General features: G+C 60.1%; 22 protein-coding genes and 1 tRNA gene. 17 read left to right on the forward strand and 6 right to left on the reverse strand.

Annotated elements, in window-relative coordinates; all coding sequences use genetic code 11:
- Positions 1 to 205: 205 nt before the first annotated feature.
- Positions 206 to 292 (reverse strand) — tRNA-Leu (locus AD670_RS16460).
- A 225-nt stretch (positions 293 to 517) separates the two neighbouring features.
- Between AD670_RS16460 and rnr the strand changes: the two genes are divergently transcribed.
- From rnr to AD670_RS16515, 11 genes are all read left to right on the forward strand, one after another.
- A complete protein-coding gene (gene rnr, locus AD670_RS16465; RefSeq protein ID WP_053134440.1) occupies positions 518 to 3,151 on the forward strand; it encodes a ribonuclease R in 2,634 nt (877 codons plus the stop codon).
- On the forward strand, positions 3,148 to 3,903 hold the full coding sequence (rlmB, locus tag AD670_RS16470) for a 23S rRNA (guanosine(2251)-2'-O)-methyltransferase RlmB (protein ID WP_021493242.1): 756 nt from the start codon (positions 3,148 to 3,150) through the stop codon (positions 3,901 to 3,903). Before rnr ends, rlmB begins: the two co-directional genes overlap by 4 nt.
- A 309-nt stretch (positions 3,904 to 4,212) precedes the next feature.
- On the forward strand, positions 4,213 to 4,635 hold the full coding sequence (gene rpsF / locus AD670_RS16475) for a 30S ribosomal protein S6 (protein WP_003171371.1): 423 nt from the start codon (positions 4,213 to 4,215) through the stop codon (positions 4,633 to 4,635).
- 29 nt (positions 4,636 to 4,664) lie between these two features.
- Complete coding sequence (rpsR, locus tag AD670_RS16480; RefSeq protein WP_003171373.1) at positions 4,665 to 4,895, forward strand: 30S ribosomal protein S18; 231 nt, start codon at positions 4,665 to 4,667, stop codon at positions 4,893 to 4,895.
- A gap of 36 nt (positions 4,896 to 4,931) precedes the next feature.
- A complete protein-coding gene (locus AD670_RS16485; RefSeq protein ID WP_053134443.1) occupies positions 4,932 to 5,825 on the forward strand; it encodes a hypothetical protein in 894 nt (297 codons plus the stop codon).
- Positions 5,826 to 5,843: 18 nt separating this feature from the next.
- Entirely contained in the window at positions 5,844 to 6,290 is a 447-nt protein-coding gene (rplI, locus tag AD670_RS16490; protein WP_003171376.1) for a 50S ribosomal protein L9, read from the forward strand.
- A 110-nt stretch (positions 6,291 to 6,400) separates the two neighbouring features.
- Positions 6,401 to 7,798: a replicative DNA helicase gene (gene dnaB / locus AD670_RS16495; protein ID WP_017526410.1), complete on the forward strand. Its 1,398-nt coding sequence runs from the start codon at positions 6,401 to 6,403 to the stop codon at positions 7,796 to 7,798.
- 96 nt (positions 7,799 to 7,894) lie between these two features.
- Positions 7,895 to 10,198 carry a YgiQ family radical SAM protein gene (locus AD670_RS16500; RefSeq protein WP_053134446.1) on the forward strand — a complete coding sequence of 768 codons (2,304 nt, stop codon included), beginning with the start codon at positions 7,895 to 7,897 and terminating at the stop codon, positions 10,196 to 10,198.
- Between the two features lie 220 nt (positions 10,199 to 10,418).
- Positions 10,419 to 11,339 carry a hypothetical protein gene (locus AD670_RS16505; RefSeq protein ID WP_053134449.1) on the forward strand — a complete coding sequence of 307 codons (921 nt, stop codon included), beginning with the start codon at positions 10,419 to 10,421 and terminating at the stop codon, positions 11,337 to 11,339.
- Positions 11,336 to 11,794 (forward strand): hypothetical protein, encoded by a 459-nt coding sequence (locus AD670_RS16510; RefSeq protein WP_024073094.1) that lies wholly within the window; start codon positions 11,336 to 11,338, stop codon positions 11,792 to 11,794. The genes AD670_RS16505 and AD670_RS16510 overlap by 4 nt, the downstream gene beginning before the upstream one ends.
- Positions 11,795 to 11,859: 65 nt before the next feature.
- On the forward strand, positions 11,860 to 12,240 hold the full coding sequence (locus AD670_RS16515; RefSeq protein ID WP_256243915.1) for a hypothetical protein: 381 nt from the start codon (positions 11,860 to 11,862) through the stop codon (positions 12,238 to 12,240).
- A gap of 84 nt (positions 12,241 to 12,324) precedes the next feature.
- Here AD670_RS16515 and AD670_RS16520 read toward each other — a convergent pair whose 3' ends face one another.
- Positions 12,325 to 12,813, reverse strand: a complete 489-nt coding sequence (locus AD670_RS16520) for a type VI secretion system tube protein Hcp (RefSeq protein WP_053134453.1) — start codon at positions 12,811 to 12,813, stop codon at positions 12,325 to 12,327.
- A 187-nt stretch (positions 12,814 to 13,000) separates the two neighbouring features.
- Between AD670_RS16520 and AD670_RS16525 the strand changes: the two genes are divergently transcribed.
- The 5 genes from AD670_RS16525 to AD670_RS16545 all read left to right on the forward strand — a co-directional run bounded on the left by AD670_RS16525 (position 13,001) and on the right by AD670_RS16545 (position 21,382).
- Positions 13,001 to 13,915, forward strand: a complete 915-nt coding sequence (locus AD670_RS16525) for a hypothetical protein (protein WP_053134456.1) — start codon at positions 13,001 to 13,003, stop codon at positions 13,913 to 13,915.
- Positions 13,912 to 14,418, forward strand: a complete 507-nt coding sequence (locus AD670_RS16530; protein ID WP_053134459.1) for a hypothetical protein — start codon at positions 13,912 to 13,914, stop codon at positions 14,416 to 14,418. The genes AD670_RS16525 and AD670_RS16530 overlap by 4 nt, the downstream gene beginning before the upstream one ends.
- A gap of 201 nt (positions 14,419 to 14,619) precedes the next feature.
- Positions 14,620 to 17,910: a DUF2126 domain-containing protein gene (locus AD670_RS16535; RefSeq protein ID WP_053134463.1), complete on the forward strand. Its 3,291-nt coding sequence runs from the start codon at positions 14,620 to 14,622 to the stop codon at positions 17,908 to 17,910.
- A gap of 95 nt (positions 17,911 to 18,005) precedes the next feature.
- Positions 18,006 to 20,492: a circularly permuted type 2 ATP-grasp protein gene (locus tag AD670_RS16540; RefSeq protein ID WP_053134467.1), complete on the forward strand. Its 2,487-nt coding sequence runs from the start codon at positions 18,006 to 18,008 to the stop codon at positions 20,490 to 20,492.
- The gene (locus AD670_RS16545) at positions 20,492 to 21,382 is read left to right on the forward strand and encodes a transglutaminase family protein (RefSeq protein WP_053134470.1); all 891 of its coding nucleotides are present in this window, start codon (positions 20,492 to 20,494) and stop codon (positions 21,380 to 21,382) included. The genes AD670_RS16540 and AD670_RS16545 overlap by 1 nt, the downstream gene beginning before the upstream one ends.
- A 103-nt stretch (positions 21,383 to 21,485) precedes the next feature.
- Here the strand turns inward: AD670_RS16545 and AD670_RS31665 are convergent, their stop codons facing one another.
- Positions 21,486 to 21,662 (reverse strand): hypothetical protein, encoded by a 177-nt coding sequence (locus tag AD670_RS31665; RefSeq protein WP_172681488.1) that lies wholly within the window; start codon positions 21,660 to 21,662, stop codon positions 21,486 to 21,488.
- Positions 21,663 to 21,994: 332 nt separating this feature from the next.
- Between AD670_RS31665 and azu the strand changes: the two genes are divergently transcribed.
- Positions 21,995 to 22,441 (forward strand): azurin, encoded by a 447-nt coding sequence (gene azu / locus AD670_RS16550; protein ID WP_053134473.1) that lies wholly within the window; start codon positions 21,995 to 21,997, stop codon positions 22,439 to 22,441.
- Positions 22,442 to 22,515: 74 nt separating this feature from the next.
- Here the strand turns inward: azu and nadE are convergent, their stop codons facing one another.
- The 3 genes from nadE to AD670_RS16565 all read right to left on the reverse strand — a co-directional run bounded on the left by nadE (position 22,516) and on the right by AD670_RS16565 (position 25,598).
- On the reverse strand, positions 22,516 to 23,343 hold the full coding sequence (nadE, locus tag AD670_RS16555) for an ammonia-dependent NAD(+) synthetase (RefSeq protein ID WP_053134481.1): 828 nt from the start codon (positions 23,341 to 23,343) through the stop codon (positions 22,516 to 22,518).
- A 3-nt stretch (positions 23,344 to 23,346) separates the two neighbouring features.
- On the reverse strand, positions 23,347 to 24,561 hold the full coding sequence (gene pncB, locus AD670_RS16560) for a nicotinate phosphoribosyltransferase (RefSeq protein ID WP_053134484.1): 1,215 nt from the start codon (positions 24,559 to 24,561) through the stop codon (positions 23,347 to 23,349).
- A gap of 146 nt (positions 24,562 to 24,707) precedes the next feature.
- Positions 24,708 to 25,598 carry a LysR family transcriptional regulator gene (locus AD670_RS16565; RefSeq protein ID WP_053134487.1) on the reverse strand — a complete coding sequence of 297 codons (891 nt, stop codon included), beginning with the start codon at positions 25,596 to 25,598 and terminating at the stop codon, positions 24,708 to 24,710.
- Between the last annotated feature and the right edge of the window lie 138 nt (positions 25,599 to 25,736).

Here is a 25,736-nt window from a genome sequence, read left to right on the forward strand (position 1 = left end):
GCGATCACCAGCACCTGAAGCTGGCGTGTCTATCAATTTCACCACCTGGGCATTATCAAGCAACGTTGCCGCTGTTGATGGGGCGAACTATACGGCGGGCGTTTTAATCTGTAAACCCCTGATTCGAAAAATATAAATCAATTTTCTCGTTAAAAATCAGAAGCCTGAAACGAAAAAACCCGCTTTCGCGGGTTTGATCTGAATTTGGTGCCCAGGAGAAGACTCGAACTTCCACGACCTTGCGATCACCAGCACCTGAAGCTGGCGTGTCTACCAATTTCACCACCTGGGCAGCATCAACAACGTTGCCGTCGTCGATGGCGCGCACTATACGGAGCGGATTTTTAGCTGTAAACCCCTGCTATGAAAAAAACCTGGAAAAATTCTCCAGTGGTCGTGCAAGGTGCGTGGCGGGGGGCCATAAAGGGCTTTTAAACACTTGTTGATGCCTGAAATTTCCCGTTTCAATACGCGTATGCCAAACTAACCCGCATATAGACAAGGTGAAAAATCTCTAATGGCCGATTGGCAGTCCCTCGATCCCGAGGCCGCTCGTGAAGCGGAAAAATATGAAAACCCTATTCCTAGCCGCGAACTGATCCTGGCGCACCTCGCCGATCGGGGTTCGCCTGCTAGCCGTGAGCAACTGGTTGAAGAGTTCGGTCTGACCACCGAAGACCAGCTCGAAGCCCTGCGCCGCCGTTTGCGTGCCATGGAGCGCGATGCTCAACTGATCTACACCCGCCGTGGCACCTACGCGCCTGTGGATAAGCTCGACCTGATCCTCGGCCGCATTGCCGGTCATCGTGATGGCTTCGGCTTCCTGATCCCGGATGACGGCAGTGATGACCTGTTCATGAGCCCGGCGCAAATGCGTCTGGTGTTCGATGGCGACCGTGCCTTGGCGCGTGTGTCCGGCCTGGACCGTCGCGGTCGCCGTGAGGGCGTGATCGTCGAAGTGGTGTCCCGTGCCCACGAGTCCATCGTCGGCCGTTACTTCGAAGAAGGCGGTATCGGCTTTGTTGTGCCGGATAACCCGAAGGTCCAGCAGGAAGTGCTGATTACCCCGGGCCGCAATGGCGCCGCCAAGGTCGGCCAGTTCGTCGAGGTGAAAATCACCCACTGGCCCACTGCGCGCTTCCAGCCCCAGGGCGACATCGTTGAAGTGGTCGGCAATTACATGGCGCCGGGCATGGAAATCGACGTCGCGCTGCGCACCTACGATATTCCTCACGTCTGGCCTGAGGCTGTGCTCAAAGAAGCCGCCAAGCTCAAGCCGGAAGTCGAAGACAAGGACAAAGAAAAACGCATCGACCTGCGCCATCTGCCGTTCGTCACCATTGACGGTGAAGATGCCCGCGACTTCGATGATGCGGTCTATTGCGAAGCCAAGCCCGGCAAGCTGCGCCTGTTTTCCGGCGGCTGGAAGTTGTTCGTCGCGATTGCCGACGTCTCCAGCTATGTGAAGATCGGTTCGGCCCTGGATAACGAAGCCCAGGTACGCGGCAATTCCGTGTATTTCCCTGAGCGCGTGATCCCGATGCTGCCTGAGCAGCTGTCCAACGGCCTGTGCTCCCTGAACCCGAAAGTCGACCGTTTGGCCATGGTGTGCGAGATGACCATCTCGAAAACCGGCGAGATGACCGACTACCAGTTCTACGAGGCGGTAATCCACTCCCAGGCGCGCCTGACCTACAACAAGGTCAGCACCATCCTGGAACAGCCGAAAACCAGTGAAGCCAAGGCGTTGCGTGGTGAGTACGGGCACGTAGTCCCGCACCTCAAGCAGCTCTACGCGCTTTACAAGGTGTTGCTTGGGGCCCGTCATGTGCGTGGCGCGATCGATTTTGAGACCCAGGAAACCCGGATTGTCTTCGGTTCCGAGCGCAAGATCGCCGCGATCACCCCGACCACCCGTAACGATGCACACAAGCTGATCGAGGAATGCATGCTGGCGGCCAACGTGGCCACTGCCGAGTTCCTGAAAAAGCACGAAATTCCTGCGCTCTACCGTGTGCACGATGGCCCGCCGCCGGAGCGCCTGGAAAAACTGCGCGCGTTCCTCGGCGAACTCGGCCTGTCCCTGCATAAAGGCAAGGATGGCCCGACGCCGAAGGACTACCAGGCACTGTTGGCCAGCATCAAGGACCGTCCGGATTATCATGTGATCCAGACCGTGATGCTGCGTTCCCTGAGCCAGGCGGTGTACAGCGCCGATAACCAGGGCCACTTCGGCCTGAATTATGAAGCGTACACCCACTTCACCTCGCCGATTCGTCGTTATCCGGACTTGCTCACGCACCGCGCAATCCGCAGCGTGATCCACTCCAAGCAGAACACCCCGCACGTCAAGCGCGCCGGTGCCATGACTATTCCGAAAGCACGGATCTATCCGTACGACGAAGCGGCCCTGGAACAACTGGGCGAGCAGTGCTCCATGAGCGAACGCCGCGCCGACGAAGCCACCCGCGACGTGGTGAACTGGCTCAAGTGCGAGTTCATGAAGGACCGTGTGGGCGAGTCGTTCCCAGGCGTGATCACCGCCGTGACCGGTTTTGGCCTGTTCGTCGAGCTGACCGACATCTACGTCGAAGGCCTGGTGCACGTCACCGCCTTGCCGGGTGATTACTACCACTTCGACCCTGTGCACCACCGCCTCGCGGGTGAACGTACCGGTCGCAGCTTCCGTTTGGGTGATACCGTCGAAGTGCAGGTCATGCGCGTCGACCTCGACGAGCGCAAGATCGACTTCGGCATGCCCGACAAGCCCGTTGAGCCGGCTGGTCGTAAAAAACGTGGCAGCGAAACCGCGACGCCGGCTGCCAAAGGTAAAGCGGCACCTGCGAAAGCGGCGGTCGCCGAGCCCGCGCCAGCCAAGGCAGGTCGTCGTTCATCTGCCAAGGACAAGGCCCCCGAAGCCTATCGCCCAAGCGATGCTGCGGCGAAAAACGCCGAACTGCGCAAGAGCCGTGAGTTGAAGCAGCAGTTGCTCAACGAAGCCAAAAGCGGTGGTAAAGCGGCGTCTGGGGGAAAGTCCCTGGGGGCGGAAAAGCCGTCGAGCAAGCCAAGTAAACACCGTAAAGGCCCGCCAAAAGCGGGTTCGGCCCCCGCGAAAAGCGGCGGGTCGCGCAAACCTAAGGCCAAGTCATGAGTCTGGAAAAAATCTACGGCGTACACGCCGTAGAAGCACTGCTGCGTCACCACCCTAAACGCGTCAAGCAAGTGTGGCTGGCCGAAGGCCGCAGCGAGCCGCGCGTACAGGCGTTGGTCGAGTTGGCTACGCAAAACAAGGTCGCCATCGGCCAGGCCGAGCGTCGTGAGATGGACGTGTGGGTTGAAGGCGTCCACCAGGGCGTGGTTGCGGACGTCAGTCCGAGCCAGGTCTGGGGTGAAGCGATGCTCGACGAGCTGCTCGACCGTACCGAAGGTGCACCGCTGCTGCTGGTGTTGGACGGCGTGACCGACCCGCACAACCTTGGCGCATGCCTGCGTTCGGCCGATGCTGCCGGTGCGCTGGCGGTGATTGTGCCTAAAGACAAGTCGGCTACCTTGACGCCGGTTGTGCGTAAAGTCGCCTGTGGCGCGGCGGAAGTGATTCCGCTGGTGGCCGTGACCAACCTGGCGCGCACCCTGGAGAAACTCCAACAGCGCGGCCTGTGGGTCGTGGGCACCGCGGGAGAGGCCGAGGTCAGTATTTATGACCAGGACCTCACCGGTCCGACCATCCTGATCATGGGTGCTGAAGGCAAGGGCATGCGTCGCCTGACCCGCGAGCATTGCGATTACCTGGTGCACCTGCCGATGGCCGGTAGTGTCAGCAGCCTGAACGTGTCGGTCGCGACCGGCGTGTGCCTGTTTGAAGCCCAGCGCCAGCGTGGTGCCAAGGTCAAGGCGAAGAAGTAATTCTAAGCCTGGTATAGAACCCACATGTGGGGGGGGCTTGCCCCCGATAGCGGTGTTTCAGCGACAGACGCTGTGACTGACCCACTGCTATCGGGAGCAAGCGCTCTCCCACATTTGCTTTTGTGGTGCTTGGGAGATTGTTCAAATAATCACCAATCACCTTGCGCCCGTTCTTCCCCTTCTCTACAATTGCGCCCCTTGCCTTCCTGGCAGGCACCGATGTGCCTCCCTGCGGCAGGATCCATAAGTGTCATTCACTCCTTGTCTGACCGTTTTTGAGCGGCAGGCTACAACCCGTAAGGAGCATTCATGCGTCATTACGAAATCATCTTTTTGGTCCACCCGGATCAAAGCGAGCAAGTCGGCGGCATGGTTGAGCGTTACACCAAGCTGATCGAAGAAGACGGCGGCAAAATCCACCGTCTGGAAGATTGGGGTCGTCGTCAACTGGCCTACGCAATCAACAATGTTCACAAGGCTCACTACGTGATGCTGAACGTTGAATGCACTGGCAAGGCCCTGGCCGAGCTGGAAGACAACTTCCGCTACAACGATGCAGTGATCCGTAACCTGGTCATCCGTCGCGAAGAAGCCGTTACCGGCCAATCCGAGATGCTCAAGGCTGAAGAAAACCGCAGTGAGCGCCGTGAGCGTCGCGACCGTCCTGAGCACGAAGGCGCTGATAGCGCTGATAGTGATGACAGCGACAGCAGCGATAACGCTGACGAGTAATCCACGGACCTTATTAAGGAGCCTATCAAATGGCACGTTTCTTCCGTCGTCGTAAGTTTTGCCGCTTCACCGCTGAAGAAGTGAAGGAGATCGATTACAAAGATCTCAACACTCTGAAAGCCTACGTATCCGAGACCGGCAAAATCGTTCCAAGCCGTATCACCGGTACCAAAGCACGTTATCAGCGTCAGCTGGCCACCGCTATCAAGCGCGCCCGCTTCCTGGCCCTGCTGGCCTACACCGACAGCCACGGCCGCTGAGACCGGGCAGTCGACAAGTAGTAAGGGATTGAATGCATGCGCGCCTTAGCTGAGTTCATCATGCGCGGTCGCGTGCAGGCCACTCTGGTAGTGGCTGGATGTGCGGCATTGCCGTTGCTTTATTGGTTGGGTGCTGCCGCGGGTTGCCTTGTGCTGCTGCGGCGCGGTTTGCGGGATGCCTTTGGCGTCCTGGCCCTGGGAGTTGTGGCTGCCTTGATCTGGTGGCTGCAAGTGGGCGAACCCAAAGTGCTTTTGGTGCTGCTGGGGTCGTCGAGCCTTGCGTTGGTTTTGCGCGCAAGTGAGTCCTGGGTCCGCACGCTGCTGGTCAGCGTGGCATTGGGGTTGGTGTTTTCAGTGTTGATTGACGCGGCTTTCCGCCCGCAAATCGAGGCGCTGGCGCAGGAGATCGTCAAGATCCTGCCGCTGGCCCTCGGGGAACTCTACCAGCAGCTTTCGGTAGATGAGCGAGCGCGTCTTGCGACACTGATTGCACCGGCCCTGATCGGCCTTATGGCGGTAATGATGCAGATCGTCAGTGTGCTGAGCCTGATGCTTGGGCGTTACTGGCAGGCGTTGTTGTACAACCCGGGTGGTTTTGGTCGCGAATTTCGCAGTATCAGAATCCCCGTGGGCCCGGCGATGTTGCTGCTGGCACTCATGGCTGTCGGACCGTACTTCGGTTCACAGGCGGCCTTGTTGGTGCTGTTTTGCAGCGTACCGCTGGTGTTTGCCGGATTGGCCCTGATTCACGGGCTGGTGGCGCAGAAGCGCCTGGCCAAGTTTTGGCTGGTGGGGTTGTACGTCACGATGTTGCTGTTCATGCAGCTGATCTATCCGTTACTCGTGGTTTTGGCCATTGTCGACGGCCTGATTGATTTTCGCGGTCGTCTGGCGCCGAAAGACGCCGATAACGCGAACGGTGAAGGTTAAAAGTTAGAGGATTTTCACATGCAACTGATCCTTCTGGAAAAAGTCGCCAACCTGGGCAACCTGGGCGACAAAGTGAACGTTAAGGCCGGCTACGGTCGTAACTACCTGCTGCCATACGGCAAAGCCACCGCTGCAACCGCTGCCAACCTGGCTGCGTTTGAAGAGCGTCGTGCTGAGCTGGAAAAAGCAGCAGCAGACAAGAAAGCTTCGGCCGAAACTCGCGCTGCCCAACTGGCTGAGCTGGAAGTGACTATCACTGCCACCGCCGGTGACGAAGGCAAGCTGTTCGGTTCGATCGGCACCCACGACATCGCTGATGCACTGACCGCCTCCGGCGTTGAAGTGCAGAAGAGCGAAGTTCGTCTGCCGAACGGCACCATCCGCAACGTAGGCGAATTCGACGTAGCCGTGCACCTGCACGCCGAAGTTGAAGCCACCGTACGCGTTGTCGTGGTAGCAGCTTAAGCAGCACCTAACTGGCTGGCACCTCGCGTGCCAGGCGGTTAACATCGGGCACGATCCTGTTTACAGGTCGTGCCTTTTGTTTTTCTACAACCCCCAAATTCCAAGTGGCCATGAACGATATTTCAGCTCCTGAGCAATACGATCTGCAAACCGCTGCCCTGAAGGTGCCGCCGCATTCCATCGAGGCCGAACAGGCCGTGCTCGGTGGCTTGATGCTGGACAACAACGCCTGGGAACGCGTGCTGGATCAAGTCTCGGACGGTGACTTCTATCGCCATGACCACCGCCTGATCTTCCGCGCCATCGCCAAGCTGGCCGACCAGAACTCGCCAATCGACGTGGTGACCCTGGCCGAACAGCTGGACAAGGAAGGCCAGACCTCCCAGGTGGGCGGCCTGGGTTACCTCGGCGAGCTGGCAAAAAACACGCCGTCCGTCGCCAACATCAAGGCCTATGCCCAGATCGTTCGCGAGCGGGCGACCTTGCGCCAGTTGATCGGCATCAGCACCGAAATCGCCGACAGTGCCTTCAACCCCGAAGGCCGCACCGCTGCCGAGATCCTCGACGAAGCCGAGCGCCAGATCTTCCAGATTGCCGAAGCACGCCCGAAAACCGGCGGCCCGGTCAGCGTCAACGACCTGTTGACCAAGGCCATCGACCGCATCGATACCTTGTTCAACACCGATAACGCCATCACCGGTATTTCCACCGGCTATACCGACCTTGACGAGAAGACCAGCGGCCTGCAGCCGTCCGACCTGATCATCGTCGCCGGCCGTCCATCCATGGGTAAAACCACCTTTGCGATGAACCTGGTGGAAAACGCCGTGCTGCGCAGCGACAAGACCGTACTGGTGTACTCCCTCGAGATGCCAGGCGAATCGTTGATCATGCGTATGCTGTCGTCCCTCGGCCGAATCGACCAGACCAAGGTACGGGCCGGTCGCCTCGAAGACGACGATTGGCCGCGCCTGACCTCGGCGGTCAACCTGCTCAACGATCGCAAGCTGTTCATCGATGACACTGCCGGTATCAGCCCCTCCGAGATGCGTGCACGTACCCGTCGCCTGGTACGTGAGCACGGTGATATCGCCCTGATCATGATCGACTACCTGCAGTTGATGCAGATCCCGGGCTCCAGTGGCGATAACCGGACCAACGAGATTTCCGAGATCTCCCGGTCCCTCAAGGCCCTGGCCAAGGAATTCAACTGCCCGGTAGTCGCGCTGTCCCAGCTCAACCGTTCCCTGGAACAACGCCCCAACAAACGCCCGGTGAACTCCGACTTGCGGGAATCCGGAGCGATCGAGCAGGATGCTGACGTGATCATGTTCGTGTACCGCGACGAGGTGTATCACCCCGAGACCGAGCACAAAGGCATTGCCGAAATCATTATCGGCAAGCAGCGGAACGGGCCGATCGGCTTTATCCGCCTGGCGTTCATCGGCAAATACACGCGCTTCGAGAACCTGGCGCCGGGCAGCTACAACTTCGACGACGACGAATAACCCTTCTGCTCAATTCCGACCATTACCGTCGGAATTGGTCAAAATTTGTGCTATATTCCGCGCCCGCGATTTTTCATCTCAACACCGGTCACCGTCATGCAAACAGCCAAGCCGTTATTTGACTATCCCAAGTACTGGGCCGAATGTTTCGGTCCTGCGCCATTCCTGCCCATGAGCAGGGAGGAGATGGATCAGCTTGGCTGGGATTCCTGCGACATCATCATCGTCACCGGTGATGCGTACGTGGACCACCCATCGTTCGGCATGGCCATCATCGGCCGGCTGTTGGAGTCCCAGGGCTTCCGCGTCGGGATCATTGCCCAGCCGAACTGGCAGTCCAAAGACGACTTCATGAAGCTCGGCGAGCCGAACCTGTTCTTCGGCGTCGCGGCCGGCAACATGGACTCGATGATCAACCGCTACACCGCCGACAAGAAAATCCGCTCCGACGACGCCTACACCCCAGGCGGCATGGCCGGCAAACGCCCGGACCGCGCCAGCCTGGTGTACAGCCAGCGTTGCAAGGAAGCCTACAAGAACGTGCCGATCGTGCTCGGTGGCATCGAAGCCTCCCTGCGCCGCATCGCCCACTACGACTACTGGCAGGACCGCGTGCGTAACTCGATCCTGATCGACGCCACCGCCGATATCCTGCTGTACGGCAACGCCGAGCGGGCCATCGTCGAAGTCGCCCAGCGCCTGTCGTGGGGCCACAAGATCGAAGACATCACCGATGTGCGCGGCACCGCGTTCATCCGTCGCGACACCCCTGCCGGCTGGTACGAAGTGGACTCCACGCGTATCGACCGTCCGGGCAAGGTCGACAAGATCATCAACCCGTACGTCAACACCCAGGACACCCAGGCCTGCGCCATCGAGCAGGAAAAGGGGCCGGTTGATGATCCGGAAGAAGCCAAGGTCGTGCAGATTTTGGCCAGCCCGCGCATGACCCGCGACAAGACCGTGATCCGCCTGCCCTCGGTGGAAAAAGTCCGTGGCGATGCCGTGCTCTATGCCCACGCCAACCGCGTGTTGCACCTGGAAACCAACCCAGGCAACGCCCGCGCCCTGGTGCAGAAGCATGGCGAAGTGGACGTATGGTTCAACCCGCCGCCCATTCCGATGACCACCGAAGAAATGGACTACGTGTTCGGCATGCCTTACGCCCGTGTTCCGCACCCGGCGTACGGCAAGGAAAAAATCCCGGCCTACGACATGATCCGCTTCTCGGTGAACATCATGCGTGGCTGCTTCGGCGGCTGCACCTTCTGCTCGATCACCGAGCACGAAGGCCGGATCATCCAGAACCGTTCTGAAGAGTCGATCATTCGCGAAATCGAAGAGATCCGCGACAAGGTTCCAGGCTTCACCGGCGTGATCTCCGACCTCGGCGGCCCGACCGCGAACATGTACCGCATTGCCTGCAAGAGCCCGGAAATCGAATCCGCGTGCCGCAAGCCGTCGTGCGTGTTCCCCGGCATCTGCCCGAACCTGAACACCGACCACTCGTCGTTAATCCAGCTGTACCGCAGCGCCCGTGCATTGCCTGGTGTGAAGAAGATCCTGATCGCTTCCGGCCTGCGCTACGACCTCGCGGTCGAGTCACCGGAATACGTCAAAGAGCTGGTCACCCACCACGTCGGTGGTTACCTCAAGATCGCCCCGGAACATACCGAGGAAGGTCCGCTCAACCAGATGATGAAGCCGGGCATTGGCAGCTATGACAAGTTCAAGCGCATGTTCGAGAAGTACACCAAGGAAGCGGGCAAGGAGCAGTACCTGATCCCGTACTTCATCGCGGCCCACCCGGGCACCACCGATGAAGATATGATGAACCTGGCCCTGTGGCTCAAGGGCAACGGCTTCCGCGCCGACCAGGTGCAGGCGTTCTACCCGTCACCGATGGCCACTGCCACCGCGATGTACCACTCGGGCAAGAACCCGCTGCGCAAGGTCACCTACAAGAGCGACGCGGTGACCATCGTCAAGAGCGAGGAGCAGCGCCGTCTGCACAAGGCGTTCCTGCGCTATCACGACCCGAAAGGCTGGCCGATGCTGCGTGAAGCGCTGACCCGCATGGGCCGTGCCGACCTGATCGGGCCGGGCAAGGACCAACTGATCCCGCTGCACCAGCCGACCACCGACAGCTACCAGAGCGCCCGTCGCAAGAACTCGACGCCGGCCGGTAGCCACAAGGTCGCCAAGGAAACCACCACCAAGATCCTTACCCAGCACACCGGCCTGCCGCCCCGTGGCAGCGACGGCAGCAACCCGTGGGACAAGCGTGAGCAAGCCAAGGCTGCGGCCATGGTGCGCAACAAGCAGGCCGCCAAGGAACGCACCGACGCAGCCAAGGGCAAAGGCAAGAAGCCTGCGCGTAAGCCGGTCGTACCGCGTTGATCGCAGCCTGAAATGCAAAACGCCAGCCTCGTGCTGGCGTTTTGCTTTCTAGCGGGTGGGAAACCTGTTTGTTAAGGTGGCGCCCATTGAATCGCCTTCACGAGCAAGCCCGCTCCCACATTCGACCGCATTCTCATGCTGGAGCTCGGTCAACTGTGGGAGCGGGCTTGCTCGCGAAAGTGCCAGTTCAGACACCACCTATTTCAAGGAAGATCACCCCATGAGCAACCCCCTGCTCAACATCGGCATGGACTCCAACCGCTCCCAGTTCATGGCGCGCCAGCGCATCGAAAGCCAGATCAACCTGCCACGGCTGTTCGCGGCTATCGACGCCGACCCCAGCATCGTCGGCGCGGGGGTGGTGTATATCGACGCCGACTTCAACGTCATTACCCTGCGCGAATTCAAGCCCATCTGCAGCATCAAGCCCAAGCGCATCATTTTGCGTGAAGCGCAGAAGTACATTGCGCCAACACAGTTTGCTCAACATGTCGTGAGCAATCCTCGAGAATCGCGACTGATTGGCGAAGCCGTGAATACCGGAATCTCCTGCTTGGGGGCGGTCATCAGTTGGGCTGCGATCGCCAGTGGAACAATTCTGGTGCCTTTCAGCGCTGGCGCCAGTTCCGTCATCGTTGTAGTGGGGTATGCGGCTGCCGGCGCAAGTACGCTTCAGTGTTTCAACGGCATTGCCCGAACAGCGCTGGAAGTCGCCAAACCTGAGGTCAAGGATTCGCTCGACAGTGAAGGCTGGTACCAGAATGCGTCCATCGTGCTGGACGCCGTATCACTGGCAGGCGTGGGCGCTTCGGCCCTGACGACGGTCAAGCTGGTCAGGGCCGCCAAAGCATCGACGGGCAAGAGCCTGCGTGATGTGCTTCGCGGTTTGAATCGCCAGGAAAGAGCCAAGCTGACGAAAGAGCTGCTGAGCATCAACCATCCCAGCTTGACCGCGAAGATGATCAAATTGAGGCAGGCGTCGGGCGAACTCACCAAGCGTTTCACCCCTACGCAGCTCAAGCACAGCACTACTACCCAGATCAAAGACGTCCTGGGCGCAAGCGTTGGGTTTGGCGGGAGTGCCTACTCCGGAAACGTCAACACCATCGCGATTGGACTGTACGAGGAGGTAAGCGAATGAGCGAATTGATGACGCTACGCGACTTTTTCAGACAATACTTTCTGACGTTTATGGGCGGCGTATTTGCTGCGTGTTTTTCTTTAGCGTTGGCTGTGGCGCTGGCGTTCATCACCTATTTTCGTGATGCGCCGATGGCTCAAGTGGGGCTCAAGATCATGTCTGCCGGGGCGCTGCTCATTCTGTTGACGGTTCATAGCAACTTTATGATTTTGCGGGGCCGACCCTCCTGGGTGTGGGTAATGGTCGGTATCTATGTCGCCTGTCTACTGTTTGTAGTTCCGATGGTTCAATTCCAGCCTCACAAAGTCCTTTATGGGTTGGCGCTGTTATTCCCATTGCTCGGATTATTGACACTTAACAGCAAGGTTCAACGAGAGATGCGCACGAAACTCGTGGGAATCCGTCGCATTCGGCAGGCGGTCAAATCAACCGTCAGATCGAGTAGTCGCATGTGAAGGAGCCGCCTTCGATAAACGGTTTCCTCGCGCGCTATTTCCCGGTCTTCATGGGGACGATTTTCATGGCGATCTTCTCCGGCTCGGCGGCGGTATCCATGGCCGGTGTGACGTACCTGCGCGGGGTTGATCCAGCGCTCAAGTCCAGCTATTCGGGGGCTGCGATCCTGGTGCTGGTGGCGGTGCTGGTTTTTGGCAGCGTGATGATCGCTCGCGGGTATCGCTGGGCCACCCGGCTCGTGGCGGGCTACCTGGTGTGTTGCCTGTTGTTCGTGTTGCCGATGATTCAATACGGTATCAACACCCTGGTCTATGGCTCGGCGGTGCTGTTTCCGTTGCTGGGCCTGCTGTTGCTCAACAGCAGGCGCCACCGCGAAATGCGCCAACGGCTGCTGGAAGTCCGCCGCCTGCGCCAAGCCGTCATCGCACAGCGAAGAGCCCGTTGACTGAGTAGATTCGTCACCTGTGTCTTCGCACCTTGGGACAAACGTGAGTACGCCGGGGCTGGAGTGTGGTCCCGGCGCGTATTTTCAGGTTTTGATGTTCTGGCGAATGTTCCAGCCGTACTTGACGGCGCCGCCGTCCTTGCCACCATCGGCTTTCTGCGGCTGGTAACTGACTTCGACCGTGGCGAAGTTCAGGCCGATGACTTCAGTCAATGTGTCGTCTGTCGTTACCGCATCGGTCTGGTACGAGATGACCATGACCTCCTTCATCGTGATCACCAGATACTCCACGGCACTGCTGCCGCCAGCCTTGCGCACCACCAGCCTGGCCTCGGGGTAATGCTTGCCAGTAGAGCAGGCCATCATCAGGTTGGGTGAAGATTTGTCCATGACCTTGGAGATGGACAGGTTTTCAATATTGACCTTGCCGGCACCGCCGCCGCTGCCGGTATGCATGGAGCCTGTCTGGGACATGCCCCAGCCCCATTTGCTGATCTCGATTTCATCGCGATGCACCTGATCCTTGGACTCACCCTTGATGTCCCCCAGCTTCAAAAACATATCGGTTGCCATGGTCGCTCCCTGTTTGGTTGCTCGCCGGTAGTGGCGCGGGGCGTACTTTTTCCTATTCGGGATATGGCCTACAAGGTGCTACATCGTGATCAGGAAGTGTCTGTCTGGTTAAAGCGAAGCTTCTGACATTTTTTGGGGATAACCAGTCTTTAACCTCTGTGCTCTTGTGAAAAACCGGAGTAAAGGGATGACTTCCAGCGTGTTGAAAGACGGGTTTCCCAGTGCGCACCTCACGACGCGGCAGTGGGTTGAAAGCAGTATTGATCTGCGAAAGGTGTTTGCGGCGATTGATGCCGATCCCGCCATCGTTGGCGCGGGGGTCGTGTATCTCGATGCTCAGCTGCGGGCGGTTGTGTTGCGTGAGTTTCAGCCGATTTGCAGTGTGGCGCCGAAGAAGGTGATTTTGCGTGAGGCGCCAAGCTATGTCGGGCGGGTGGAGTTTGCACGGCGGCTGGCGAATGAACCGCGTGAGTCGCAGGTGGCGTTTGAGGCGGTGAATGCGGGGTTTGCGTGTACTTCGGCGGTGATTAGTTGGTTCGTAATAGTGGGGGGATTAGCGTTGAGTCCGTTTACTTTTGGGGGAAGTGGGGTTGCGGCTGCGATTAGTGTTGTTGGAGCGTCAGCCAGTACCTTCCAATGCGCCATCGGCTTGCGACGAACACGAAATGAATTTGTAAACCCCGCACTGAATGACAAATTAGACAGCAATGAATGGTACCAAGCCGTAATGGGGGGGCTGGACGCGGCCTCATTGTTGGGCGCCGGCAACACTGCAATGTCTACGATCCGATTCGTCAATACGCTTAAAAAGGCAACGGGGAAAAATACGCACCAAGTACTTAAAGGCTTGAATCGGCAGGAGCGCGCTAAGCTTACAAACGAGTTACTCAGTATTAACCATCCGCAAATGACTCGAAAAATGATCAAATTAAAGCAAGTGGCTGGAGAGATGCCCAAGCGCCACACCTCTACAGAAGTAAGGCGTGGGACCATCTTGCAGATGCTGGACGCCCTTGGTGCATTATCGAGCGTTGCTGGCAGTGTACGGTCCGGGAACATCCGGATCATCGCGGTTGGGTTGTATGAGGACGTCCCAGGATGAGTTTTTTTACAAAGCAGTATCTCATTCCAGTACGCCCTTTTCTTTTGCGTTACTTTCCCGTCTTTATAGGTGCGCTTTTTATGAGTATTTTGGGCGGGACCGCCGTTGTGGCGCTCCTTGAACACTACTATCCACGTACCGCTCCCTGGGCGTTATCGGCACCTGCTGCTGAAAGTGCCTGTGTAGTGTTGGCCCTCTTTATTACCCTCTGCAATGCCATGATCGCCTACGGGCGACCAAAATGGGTCTGGGGCATGTATGGCATTTTCATCGCCTGCCTATTGATCGCTTTACCGGCTTTTCGATTTTCACCGCACCCATTTATTTACGCAGAAAGCATCGTGTGGCCGCTGCTCGGCCTAGTACTGCTTAGTAGCAAACGCCATCGAGAACTGCGTGCCAAAACCGTAGAACTTCGCCATATGCGCGAGAAGGTAGGGGTGGCCATTGAAAAGCGGCGTAAACACGAGCGCGCAATCATAAGAATAAAGAAATCGAGGTAATTCCCCACCTTGCCGCCCACCCATTCGCTACTCCGTTACCCACTCCCGCCACAAATATGTGCAACCCTCGCACCATTACCGCAGCCACAGCGCCGTTTTGGTGCTGTATTGCACCGGGTCTTACGATAAAGCGCAATGACCGCCGCTCTGGCATAAGTCTTGCGCGCGTTGTGTTCATGCCCTGGCTCGCAGGAGGCCGCCGTGTCGATTCATGTCGCGTTGCACCACGTTACGCATTACCGCTATGACCGCGCTGTCGAACTTGGCCCGCAGATTGTGCGTTTGCGCCCGGCGGCCCATAGCCGCACGCGGATTTTGTCCTACGCACTCAAAGTGCTGCCCGAGCAGCATTTCATCAATTGGCAGCAAGACCCCCAGGGCAATTATCTGGCGCGGTTGGTGTTCCCGGAAAAAACTGACGAGTTGCGCATCGAAGTCGACCTGGTCGCCGAGATGGCGGTGTTCAACCCGTTCGACTTTTTCCTTGAGCCCTACGCCGAAAAAATCCCCTTCAGCTACGCCGCCGATGAGCAGCGCGAGCTGGCGCCATACCTGGAAACCCTGCCGCTGACGCCGAAGTTTGCCGCCTACCTGGCCGGTATCGACCGTACGCCGCTGCCGGCCGTGGACTTCCTGGTGGGCCTCAACCAGCGCCTGGCCGCCGACATCGGCTACCTGATCCGCATGGAGCCGGGCGTGCAAACCCCGGAATTCACCCTGGAAAACGCTTCCGGCTCCTGCCGTGATTCGGCCTGGTTGCTGGTGCAATTGCTGCGCAACCTCGGGTTGGCGGCGCGGTTTGTGTCCGGTTATCTGATCCAACTGACCGCCGACGTCAAAGCCCTCGACGGTCCTTCCGGCACCGAAGTCGACTTCACCGACCTGCATGCCTGGTGCGAAGTGTATTTGCCTGGCGCCGGCTGGATCGGCCTGGATGCCACTTCCGGGCTGTTCGCCGGTGAAGGGCACATCCCCTTGGCCTGTAGTCCTGATCCATCGTCCGCCGCGCCGATCAGTGGGCTGGTGGAACCGTGCGAGTGCGAATTTACCCACGAAATGTCGGTGGAGCGCATCTGGGAAGCGCCACGGGTCACCAAGCCCTACACCGAAGAGCAATGGCTGGCGATCCAGGCCCTGGGCCGGCAGATCGATGGCGACCTGCTCAAGGATGATGTGCGCCTGACCATGGGCGGCGAGCCGACCTTCGTCTCCATCGACGACCCTGACGGCGCCGAGTGGAACACCGCAGCCCTCGGGCCGGATAAGCGTCGCTTGTCCGCCGAACTGTTCCAGCGCATGCGCAAACACTACGCGCCCAAGGGCCTGGTGCACTTCGGCCAGGGCAAGTGGTACCCCGGCGAGCAATTGCCGCGTTGGTCGCTTAACTGCTACTGGCGCCGTGACGGCGTGCCTATCTGGCACAACAGCGCGCTGATCGCCGATGAACAACAGGACTACGGCGCCGATGGCGTACTGGCCGGGCGCTTCCTGGCGAGTGTCGCCGAGCGCCTGAAGTTGCCGGCGCGCTTTGTATTTCCGGCCTTCGAAGACAACTTCTACTACCTGTGGCGCGAAGGCGCGTTGCCGCAAAACGTCACCGCCCAGGACCCGCGCCTGAGCGACGACCTGGAGCGCGAGCGTTTGCGCAAAGTGTTCAGCCAGGGCCTGGATAAAGTCATCGGCCAGGTGCTGCCGCTGGCACGCACCGCCGCCAATGACCGCTGGCAGAGCGGGCGCTGGTACCTGCGCGATAACCATTGCCGCCTGGTGCCGGGGGATTCGCCGCTGGGCTATCGCCTGCCGTTGGCCTCGCAGCCGTGGGTGACGGCGGCGGAGTATCCGTTTGTGCACCCGACCGACCCTAACCAGGATCAGCCGGAACTGCCGACCAGCACGCAACTGCAAAGCCATGGCGACCCCGCGCCGAGCGACGAGCGAGTGCCCGAGGTCGACGAGTCCGCTGACTGGCTGACCCGCACCGCCCTGTGTGCCGAAGCGCGGGAAGGGCGCCTGTACCTGTTTATGCCGCCCCTGGAGCGCGTCGAGGATTACCTGGAGTTGGTGGCCGCCATCGAAGCGACCGCCGAGGAACTGCACTGCCCGGTGTTGCTGGAAGGCTACGAACCACCGTTCGATATGCGCCTGAGCAACTTCCGCGTCACGCCGGATCCGGGTGTGATCGAGGTCAATGTGCAGCCGTCCGCGACCTGGGACGAGTTGGTGGAACGCACCGAATTCCTCTACGAGGAGGCGCGGCAAACCCGGCTGACCACCGAGAAGTTCATGATCGACGGCCGCCACACCGGCACCGGCGGGGGTAACCACTTTGTGCTGGGGGGCGCGACGCCCAAGGATTCGCCATTCCTGCGCCGGCCCGACCTGCTGCGCAGCCTGATCAGCTATTGGCATAACCACCCGTCGCTGTCGTACCTGTTTTCCGGCCTGTTTATCGGCCCGACCTCCCAGGCCCCGCGGGTGGACGAAGCCCGCAACGACGCGCTGTATGAGCTGGAAATCGCCTTTGCCCAAATGCCGCAGCCGGGTGAAGAATGCCCGCCGTGGTTAGTGGATCGCCTGCTGCGCAACCTGTTGATCGACGTGACGGGCAACACCCATCGCGCCGAATTCTGTATCGACAAACTCTATTCGCCGGATGGCGCCACCGGCCGCTTGGGCCTGCTGGAGTTGCGTGCCTTTGAAATGCCGCCCCACGCACGCATGAGCCTGACCCAGCAATTGCTGCTGCGGGCCTTGGTCGCGCGCTTCTGGCGTGAACCCTATGCGCCGCCGAAACTGGCGCGCTGGGGCACCGAGTTGCATGACCGCTTCCTGTTGCCGCACTTTATCGAGCAGGATTTTGCAGACGTGATCGTCGAGTTGAACGCCGCCGGTTACCCATTGCGGGCCGAATGGTTCGCCGCGCACCTGGAGTTCCGCTTCCCCAAGGTGGGCGATTACGCCGTCAGCGGGATCGAACTGGAACTGCGCCAGGCCCTGGAGCCTTGGCATGTACTGGGCGAAGAGGGCGCGGTTGGCGGCACGGTGCGTTATGTGGATTCGTCCCTGGAGCGCTTGCAGGTGAAGTTGAGCGGGCTGCCGCCGCAACGCTACCTGCTGACCTGCAATGGCATCCCGGTGCCGCTGCAACCGACCGGGCGCATCGGTGAGTTCGTCGCCGGCGTGCGTTACCGCGCCTGGCAACCGGCCAACTGCCTGCAACCGACCATCCCGGTCCATGCGCCGCTGGTGTTCGACCTGCTGGACACCTGGATGCAGCGCTCGCTGGGCGGCTGTCAGTACCATGTTGCGCATCCGGGCGGGCGTAACTACGACAGCTTGCCGGTAAACGCCAATGAGGCTGAGAGTCGGCGCATGGCGCGGTTTTTCCGTCTCGGCCACACGCCTGGGAAGCTCACCGTGCCCAGTGTTGTGATCAATGATGAATTCCCGATGACCTTGGATCTGCGGCGTCACCCCAATAAGAATGACTAAATGCAATCCCATGTGGGAGGGAGAAAGCTCCCTTCCACATGGGATTGCAGTGAATTTGAATTAAACTGAGCCCCTTTGCCTCTGCCGAGCGTTCCATGCCCGACTTGCTCGACCAATACCCGCTGACCGCAGGTACTTATCACGAACTGCTGGACGACAGTGGCGCAGTGCGCGCCCATTGGCAGCGCTTGCTTGATCACCTGCAACGCAGCACACCCACGCAGTTGGCCCAGCGCCAGGCGCTGCTGACCCGGCAGATCCAGGAAAACGGCGTGACCTATAACGTCTACGCCGACCCCAAGGGCGCCGATCGCCCGTGGGAACTGGACCTGCTGCCCCATGTGCTGGCGGCCGATGAATGGCAGCAGCTGTCAGCCGGTATCGCCCAGCGTGCGCGCTTGCTCAACGCCGTACTGGCGGACCTCTACGGGCCGCAACGTTTGATCAAGGAAGGCCTGCTACCGGCCGAGCTGGTGTTCGGGCATAACAATTTCCTCTGGCCGTGCCAGGGCATCCAACCGCCTGACGGTGCGTTTCTGCACCTGTATGCCGTTGACCTGGCGCGTACCCCGGATGGTCGCTGGTGGGTCACTGCCGACCGTACCCAGGCGCCTTCGGGCGCCGGTTATGCGCTGGAAAACCGCACCATCGTGTCCCGCGCCTTCCCGGACCTGTACCGGGATTTGCAGGTGCAGCACCTCACCGGTTTCTTCCGCACGCTCCAGGAAACCCTGGCCCGCCAGGCGCCGAGCGACGACCAGCCACCGCTGATCGTGCTGCTCACCCCTGGGCGTTTCAACGAGAGCTATTTCGAACACCTGTACCTCGCACGCCAGCTCGGCTACCCGCTGGTGGAAGGCGGCGACCTCACGGTGCGCGACAGCACGGTGTTCCTGAAAACCCTCAGTGGCCTGCGCCGGGTGCACGCGATCATGCGTCGCCTCGACGACGATTTCTGTGATCCGCTGGAATTGCGCACCGACTCCGCTCTCGGCGTGCCCGGACTGCTCGACGCGGTGCGCCAGGGCAATGTGCTGGTGGCCAATGCCTTGGGCAGCGGCGTGCTGGAGTCGCCGGGTCTGCTCGGCTTTCTGCCGAAGATCAATGAGTTTTTATTTGGTGAAAAACTCATCCTGCCGTCCATCGCCACCTGGTGGTGCGGTGAGGCGCCGGTGCTGGCCGAGGCCCTGGAGAAACTGCCGGAACTGCTGATCAAGCCGGCGTTTCCATCACAAACGTTTACCCCGGTGTTTGGCCGTGACTTGAGCGCTGAACAACGCCAGGCCCTGGCCGAACGCATGCGTGCGCGGCCCTACGCCTATGTCGCCCAGGAACTGGCGCAACTGTCCCAGGCGCCGGTGTGGCACACCGTGGAGGATCACTTGCAACACCGCGCCATCGGCATGCGGGTATATGCCGTGGCCAGCGCTGACGGCTACCGTGTACTGCCCGGCGGCCTGACCCGCGTGGCGGCGGATGCCGATGCCGAAGTGGTGTCGATGCAACGCGGCGGCGCCAGCAAGGACACCTGGGTGCTGGGCGAACGCGCCACCGGTGGCGAGCATTGGCGCGCCCAACGCGCAATTGGTGCACATGACCTGGTGCGCCGCGACCCTTATCTACCGTCCCGCGTAGTGGAAAACCTGTTCTGGTTCGGCCGTTACTGCGAACGCTGCGACAACAGCGCACGCTGGCTGCGCATCGTGCTGGCGCGCTATGTCGACGGTGACGACCCCCTGGCGTTGCAGGCGGCGGTCGAGCTGGGTGAAAACCTGCGCCTGCTGCCGGAGGAGGACGAGTTGCCCGAGCGTTTGCAAGCGGCCTTGCTCGGCGATGATTGGCCGTCGAGCCTGCGCGCCAACCTGCAACGCTTGCAGTGGGCAGCGTCCCAGGTGCGCGGCAAATTATCCCGTGAGAACTGGCAGGCCTTGGTAGAACTGCAACGCGAAGCCTTGGAACTGGAAAGCGAAAGCCCGGATTTTGGTGAGTTGCTGGATTTCCTCAACCGCCTGGTGATGTCCCTGGCGGCGCTGTCCGGGTTTGCCCTGGACGACATGACCCGCGACGAAGGCTGGCGTTTTCTGATGATGGGCCGGCGCATCGAGCGTCTGCAATTTCTCAGCAGCAGCCTGGCGGCATTCCTGCGCGGCGTGGCGGTGTTCGACCAAGCGGGGCTGGAGTGGTTGTTGGAACTGGGCAACAGTAGTATCACCTATCGCTCGCGCTACCTGGCGGTGCCGCAGCTGATCCCGGTCCTGGATTTGTTATTGCTGGACGAGCAGAACCCCCACGCCGTGGTGTTCCAACTGAAACTGGTGAGCCGCACGCTGCGCCGTCTTAACGATGATTTTGGCGTCCCACGGGAGACCGGGCTGGCGCCGTTGGTGGAGCGCCTGGCGCGTTTCGACCTGGGTTGCCTGGAGAACCCGTTGTTTGGCGAGTCCAGTGTGCGTGCCGCGCTGGAAGGCCTGGCCGACCTGCTGCAAGCGGTCGCCGATGAGAGCGGGCAAGTGTCGGATCGTTTGGCCTTGCGCCACTTTGCCCATGTGGATGATGTCAGCCAGCAAACGGTGTCGGTGTGATGAGTGCGCGCTACCAGATTTTCCACGATACCCATTACCACTACGACAGCCCGGTGTCCCTGGCCCAGCAGCTTGCACATTTATGGCCGAGGCCGTGCGACTGGCAGCGTTGCAGCGCCCAGCAACTGGATATCAGCCCGCAGCCGTCGTCACGCCGGGATGAGCTGGACGTGTTCGGCAACCCGATCACCCGCCTGGCATTCGAACGGCCCCACGATGAACTGTTGGTCAACGCCGGATTGACCGTGGAAGTGCTGGCGCGGCCCGTGCTGGATTTCCAGCGCTCGCCCGCCTGGGACCAGACCCGCGACAGCCTGACCTACAGCAGCCAGCCGCTGTCGCCCGAGTTGATCGAAGCCTGTCGCTATCGCTTCGAATCGCCCTACGTGCACCTGAAGAAAACCTTCGTCGAGTTTTCCGAAAGCTGTTTCCCCCCTGGTGCACCGTTGCTATTGGGTGTGCAGGCCTTGATGGAAAAGATCTTCAGCGAATTCACCTTCGACGCCGAAGCCACCCAGGTCGCCACGCCGCTGGTGGAAGTGCTGGAGCGCCGTCGCGGCGTGTGCCAGGACTTCGCCCACCTGATGCTCGCCTGCCTGCGCTCGCGCGGCCTGGCGGCGCGTTACATCAGCGGCTACCTGCTCACCCAGCCACCGCCCGGCCAGCCACGGCTGATCGGCGCCGATGCCTCCCACGCCTGGGTCTCGGTGTATTGCCCGGTATCGGGCTGGGTGGATTTCGATCCGACAAACAATGTGCAGCCGGCGCTGGAGCACATCACCTTGGCCTGGGGCCGGGATTTCTCCGATGTATCGCCGTTGCGGGGGGTGATTCTGGGGGGAGGGAGCCATGACCCGGAGGTGCGGGTGACGGTGATGCCGCTGATGTAGGAGCGAGCGTGCTCGCGAAGAACCTGAGGGCGCCGCGTTGATCTTGGCTTCCCGCGTTATCGTTGACGTTCTTCGCGAGCAAGCTCGCTCCTACAGTAAATAATTATTCAGCCGGGTCTTTCGGGGTTTCAGTCTCGTCTGCTGCCACTTCACCTTCCGCGTTCAGTGCGCCCGCTTCTTCATCGACAGCGGCTTTCTTGCGTTGTAGTTTTTCCTCTTTCTTCTGTTCCTTGGCCAAGTCTCTCTGACGTTTGGCGAAGGAGTAATTAGGTTTGGCCATGGGCGATCCTCTAGGGTCGAAGGTGAGGGTGGCGGCGCGCAGCTGCCTTGGGACGACATGGTAGCAGCTTCAAGGGGCGCTTGGCCTTCACTTACCGCAGGCGTACGCGGCCAGAAGGCCATTGAACAGTTGGTTGAGGTGCATGGTTCGGACTCCAGTGGGTGATGGGCCGATCATAGGCAGGTGCTGATACTTTGGCTGGTAGATTGTGTCGATAAGTCTGATAGCCTAAAGTTGTATACAATCTGTTGATTCAGATCATAAGAATTTCAGCCTGCTTGAGGCACCCTTGCCGCAATATGCGTTGTTTAAACCCTGCCTTGGAGATTCACATGTTTGCCAAACTCGTTGCTGTTTCCCTGCTGACTCTGGCCAGCGGCCAGTTGCTTGCTGCAGAGTGCACGGTCACCGTCGACTCCACCGACCAGATGTCCTTCAACACCAAGGAAATCACGATCGACAAGAGCTGCAAGACGTTTACCGTTGAGTTGACTCACTCCGGCAGCTTGCCGAAAAACGTCATGGGGCATAACTGGGTGCTGACCAGCGCCGCCAACATGCAACCGGTTGCCACTGATGGCATGGCCGCTGGCCTCGACAAGAACTACCTGAAAGAGGGTGACGATCGCATCATCGCCCACACCAAGATCATCGGTGCCGGCGAGAAAGATTCGGTGACCTTCGATGTCTCGAAACTGACTGCCGGTACGGATTACGCGTTCTTCTGCTCGTTCCCAGGCCACATCTCGATGATGAAAGGCACTGTGGTCCTGAAGTAAGACCGCGTTATCGTTCATCGGGGGCTTGCCCCCGATGACTGCCTGCCAATCAACACACCACTATCTGGCCCACCTCACGGCGCAAACGGCATCACCCGCTTGTGCTCGGTCTTGCGGTACGTCTCGCAAATAATCCGGAACGCTTCTTCACGCACCGGCTCACCGTGCAGGAACGCATCGATCTCGGCATACGTCACGCCATGTGACGCTTCATCCGGCTTGCCTGGCGACAGGTCTTCAAGGTCGGCCGTCGGCACCTTCTCCACCAACGACTCCGGCGCCCCAAAGTGCCGTGCAATCGCGCGTACCTGGTTCTTTACCAGCCCGCTCAACGGTGCCAGGTCGCAGGCGCCATCGCCGAACTTGGTGAAAAAGCCCATCACCGCTTCCGCCGCATGGTCGGTCCCGATCACCAGGCCGCTGGCCGCGCCGGCGATGGTGTACTGCGCCACCATGCGCATGCGCGCCTTGGTGTTGCCGAGCACGAAGTCGCGGGACACCGCCGCCTTGCCTTCAAATGCCGCCACTTCATTGGCCAGGGCTTTCACCGCCGGCCCGATGTTCACGGTGTGGCGCTCGTCCGGTTCAATAAAGTCCACCGACGCCTGGGCATCGATTTCATCGAACTGGGTTTCGTAGGGCAGGCGCACGGCGATAAACCGGTAAGCCTCGTCACCGGTGCTGGAGCGCAGTTCCTGCATCGCACGTTGGGCCAGGAGGCCGGCGGTCAGGGAGTCGACGCCGCCGCTGATGCCCAGCACCAACGTCTTGAGCCCGGAATTGCGCAGGCAGTCCTGGATAAACGCCACGCGCCGGGCAACCTCGGCCTCGAGGGCGGCCTGGTCCTTGAATGGCGCTTGGACCTTGAGCTGTTCAGCAATCTCACGCTGTACGGCTTGCATGATTCACTCCTTGCTAGAGATGGCAGGTACTTTGAAAACGTGACGCAAATAGGCGACAAAATTCGGGTCGGTGCAGTGGGTCTTGCCCGCTTCATCGGAGATCTTCGCGACGGGCTGGCCATTGCAGGCGGTCATTTTAAGCACGATGCTCATCGGTTCCACCCCTGGAATATCGCAGGTCAGGTTGGTGCCGATGCCGAAGCTCACATTAATGCGACCACGCAGCGCCCGGAATATTTCCAGGGCCTTGGGCAACGACAGGCTGTCGGAGAACACCAAGGTCTTGCTCATCGGCTCGATACCCAGCTTGTGGTAATGGGCGATGGCTTTTTCGGCCCACTGCACCGGGTCGCCGGAGTCGTGGCGCAGGCCGTCGAACAGCTTGGCGAAGTACAAGTCGAAGTCGCCGAGGAAGGCGTCGGTGGTGATGCAGTCGGTCAGGGCAATACCCAGCAGGCCACGGTACTCACGCACCCAACAGTCGAGGGCGGCGATCTGGCTGTCGATCAGGCGCGGGCCGAGTTGTTGGTGAGCCATGATCCATTCATGGGCCATGGTGCCCAGCGGCTTCATATCGAACTCGCGCGCCAGGTGCACGTTGCTGGTGCCGACGAAACGCCCAGGGAAGTCATGCTTGAGCACGCTGACCACTTCTTCCTGCACGCGGTACGAGAAGCGCCGGCGCGTGCCGAAGTCGGCCACTTGCAGCTCGGACAGCTCTTCGCTGCTGGCGTTGGCCGTCAGCCAGTCGAACTTGCGGTACAGCTGCTCGCGGGCCTGTTCGAGGATCACGGTCTGGTAGCGGTAGCGGTTACGCACTTCGCTGACGATCGCCAGCATCGGCACTTCAAACAGGATCACATGCAGCCACGGCCCGCGCAGGCGGATAAACAACTCGCCGTTCTCGATGCCGGTCTGCACATAGCGCAGGTTGAAACGAAACAAGCCGAGGAAGCGCAAAAAATCCGGCTTCATAAAGCTGATGCGCTCCAGGAACCCCAGTTGGTCCGGGCTCAGGCTCAGCTCGGCAAGGCGCTCGATCTGGTAGCGGATCTCGGCCAGGTACGGGCGCAGGTCCTCGCTGTTACGGCAACGAAACTCCCATTCAACTTCCACATTGGGGTAGTTGTGCAGCACCGCCTGCATCATGGTCAGCTTGTAGAAGTCGGTGTCGAGCAAGTTCTGCACGATGCGATCGGCAAACACACTCTCGCTCATAACGGGAATCTCCAGACGGGTCGGCGATGGGCGCCGACCTTTACGCACAATTAGGGAAGGGGGCTAGTGGCGCATAGACCTGTGGGGTTTTGCCAGTGATTTTTTCAGTGAGACCACTGGCCCCCCCGATGGCGGTACTCCAGGCACTAACCCACTTGCTCCATCATCCACTTCACAAACTCCCGCACCTTGGGCACCTCCGCCGAATGCTCGGGATACGCCAGGTAATACGCATCCTGGCTCGGCATCGCATGCTGCCAGGGGATCACCAGCTTGCCGTCGGCCAGTTCCTCCTCCACCAGGAAGCGCGGCAGCAGCGCCACACCACACCCCACCTGCGCGGCACGAATGCACATATAAAAGGTGTCAAAACGCGGCCCGTGGTAGCTGTGTTCGGTGTGAAAACCCTGGTCGGCAAACCAGTCATGCCAACCCTGGGGCCGCGAGGCGTTTTGCAGCAGCACCAGGTCGCTCAGTTGCGTGGGATCGGTGAACGGCTGCGCCGGCAGGCTTTCCGGGGCGCACACCGGCACCAGCTCTTCGCTGAACAGTTTCAGGCTTTCGGTGCCGGGGCGCGAGCCCTGGCCGAAATAGAAGGCCATGTCGGCCTTGCCTTGCAGCAGTTCGTCCGGCTCCTGTTCGTTGCACAGGTCCAAGTGGATCTGCGGGTGGCGCAAGCGCCAGCCCTTGAGGCGCGGCACCAGCCAGCGCGCGCCAAACGTGTAGGGCGTGGACACGCGCAACACTTCGGTCTCGCCGCCGTAGGAGCGCAGGTAGTGGGTGGACATCTCCACCTGCGTGAGGATCTTGCGCACTTCCACCAGGTACAGGTCGCCCGCCGGGGTCATCTGCAAGCGGCGGCGCACACGGCGAAACAGCAGGTGCTGGAGCAGTTCTTCGAGCTGCGCCACCTGTTTGCTCACCGCGCTTTGCGTGAGGTTCAGCTCCTCGGCGGCGCGGGTGAAGCTCAGGTGGCGGGTGGCGGCCTCGAAACACTGCAGGGCGGTGATCGAGGGCAAATGTCTTCTGTTCAGCACGGCACGCCTCTTTTTATTCTTTGCATGAATAAACGGAATGATATCTCGCCTAATCGTCGTTTGTTGGCAAGTCTTCGGCCAGCTACAAATAACGTCCGGATCGCCGTGTGGGCCGCGGCGCGAATTTTCTGTTTGCAG

The organism is Pseudomonas sp. MIACH, assembly GCF_001269925.1.
Lineage (GTDB): Bacteria > Pseudomonadota > Gammaproteobacteria > Pseudomonadales > Pseudomonadaceae > Aquipseudomonas.

What these genes read in the sequence shown, in the direction of transcription:
- rpsF (WP_003171371.1), top strand. Translation starts at nt 4,213, where the DNA reads ATGCGTCATTACGAAATCATCTTTTTGGTCCACCCGGATCAAAGCGAG.
- AD670_RS16505 (WP_053134449.1), top strand. Translation starts at nt 10,419, where the DNA reads ATGAGCAACCCCCTGCTCAACATCGGCATGGACTCCAACCGCTCCCAG.
- rplI (WP_003171376.1), top strand. Translation starts at nt 5,844, where the DNA reads ATGCAACTGATCCTTCTGGAAAAAGTCGCCAACCTGGGCAACCTGGGC.
- AD670_RS16515 (WP_256243915.1), top strand. Translation starts at nt 11,860, where the DNA reads ATGGCGATCTTCTCCGGCTCGGCGGCGGTATCCATGGCCGGTGTGACG.
- AD670_RS16545 (WP_053134470.1), top strand. Translation starts at nt 20,492, where the DNA reads ATGAGTGCGCGCTACCAGATTTTCCACGATACCCATTACCACTACGAC.
- AD670_RS16520 (WP_053134453.1), bottom strand. Translation starts at nt 12,813, where the DNA reads ATGGCAACCGATATGTTTTTGAAGCTGGGGGACATCAAGGGTGAGTCC.
- AD670_RS16485 (WP_053134443.1), top strand. Translation starts at nt 4,932, where the DNA reads ATGCGCGCCTTAGCTGAGTTCATCATGCGCGGTCGCGTGCAGGCCACT.
- rpsR (WP_003171373.1), top strand. Translation starts at nt 4,665, where the DNA reads ATGGCACGTTTCTTCCGTCGTCGTAAGTTTTGCCGCTTCACCGCTGAA.
- AD670_RS16525 (WP_053134456.1), top strand. Translation starts at nt 13,001, where the DNA reads ATGACTTCCAGCGTGTTGAAAGACGGGTTTCCCAGTGCGCACCTCACG.
- AD670_RS16510 (WP_024073094.1), top strand. Translation starts at nt 11,336, where the DNA reads ATGAGCGAATTGATGACGCTACGCGACTTTTTCAGACAATACTTTCTG.
- rnr (WP_053134440.1), top strand. Translation starts at nt 518, where the DNA reads ATGGCCGATTGGCAGTCCCTCGATCCCGAGGCCGCTCGTGAAGCGGAA.
- AD670_RS16540 (WP_053134467.1), top strand. Translation starts at nt 18,006, where the DNA reads ATGCCCGACTTGCTCGACCAATACCCGCTGACCGCAGGTACTTATCAC.
- pncB (WP_053134484.1), bottom strand. Translation starts at nt 24,561, where the DNA reads ATGAGCGAGAGTGTGTTTGCCGATCGCATCGTGCAGAACTTGCTCGAC.
- azu (WP_053134473.1), top strand. Translation starts at nt 21,995, where the DNA reads ATGTTTGCCAAACTCGTTGCTGTTTCCCTGCTGACTCTGGCCAGCGGC.
- AD670_RS16500 (WP_053134446.1), top strand. Translation starts at nt 7,895, where the DNA reads ATGCAAACAGCCAAGCCGTTATTTGACTATCCCAAGTACTGGGCCGAA.
- dnaB (WP_017526410.1), top strand. Translation starts at nt 6,401, where the DNA reads ATGAACGATATTTCAGCTCCTGAGCAATACGATCTGCAAACCGCTGCC.
- rlmB (WP_021493242.1), top strand. Translation starts at nt 3,148, where the DNA reads ATGAGTCTGGAAAAAATCTACGGCGTACACGCCGTAGAAGCACTGCTG.
- AD670_RS31665 (WP_172681488.1), bottom strand. Translation starts at nt 21,662, where the DNA reads ATGGCCAAACCTAATTACTCCTTCGCCAAACGTCAGAGAGACTTGGCC.
- AD670_RS16530 (WP_053134459.1), top strand. Translation starts at nt 13,912, where the DNA reads ATGAGTTTTTTTACAAAGCAGTATCTCATTCCAGTACGCCCTTTTCTT.
- nadE (WP_053134481.1), bottom strand. Translation starts at nt 23,343, where the DNA reads ATGCAAGCCGTACAGCGTGAGATTGCTGAACAGCTCAAGGTCCAAGCG.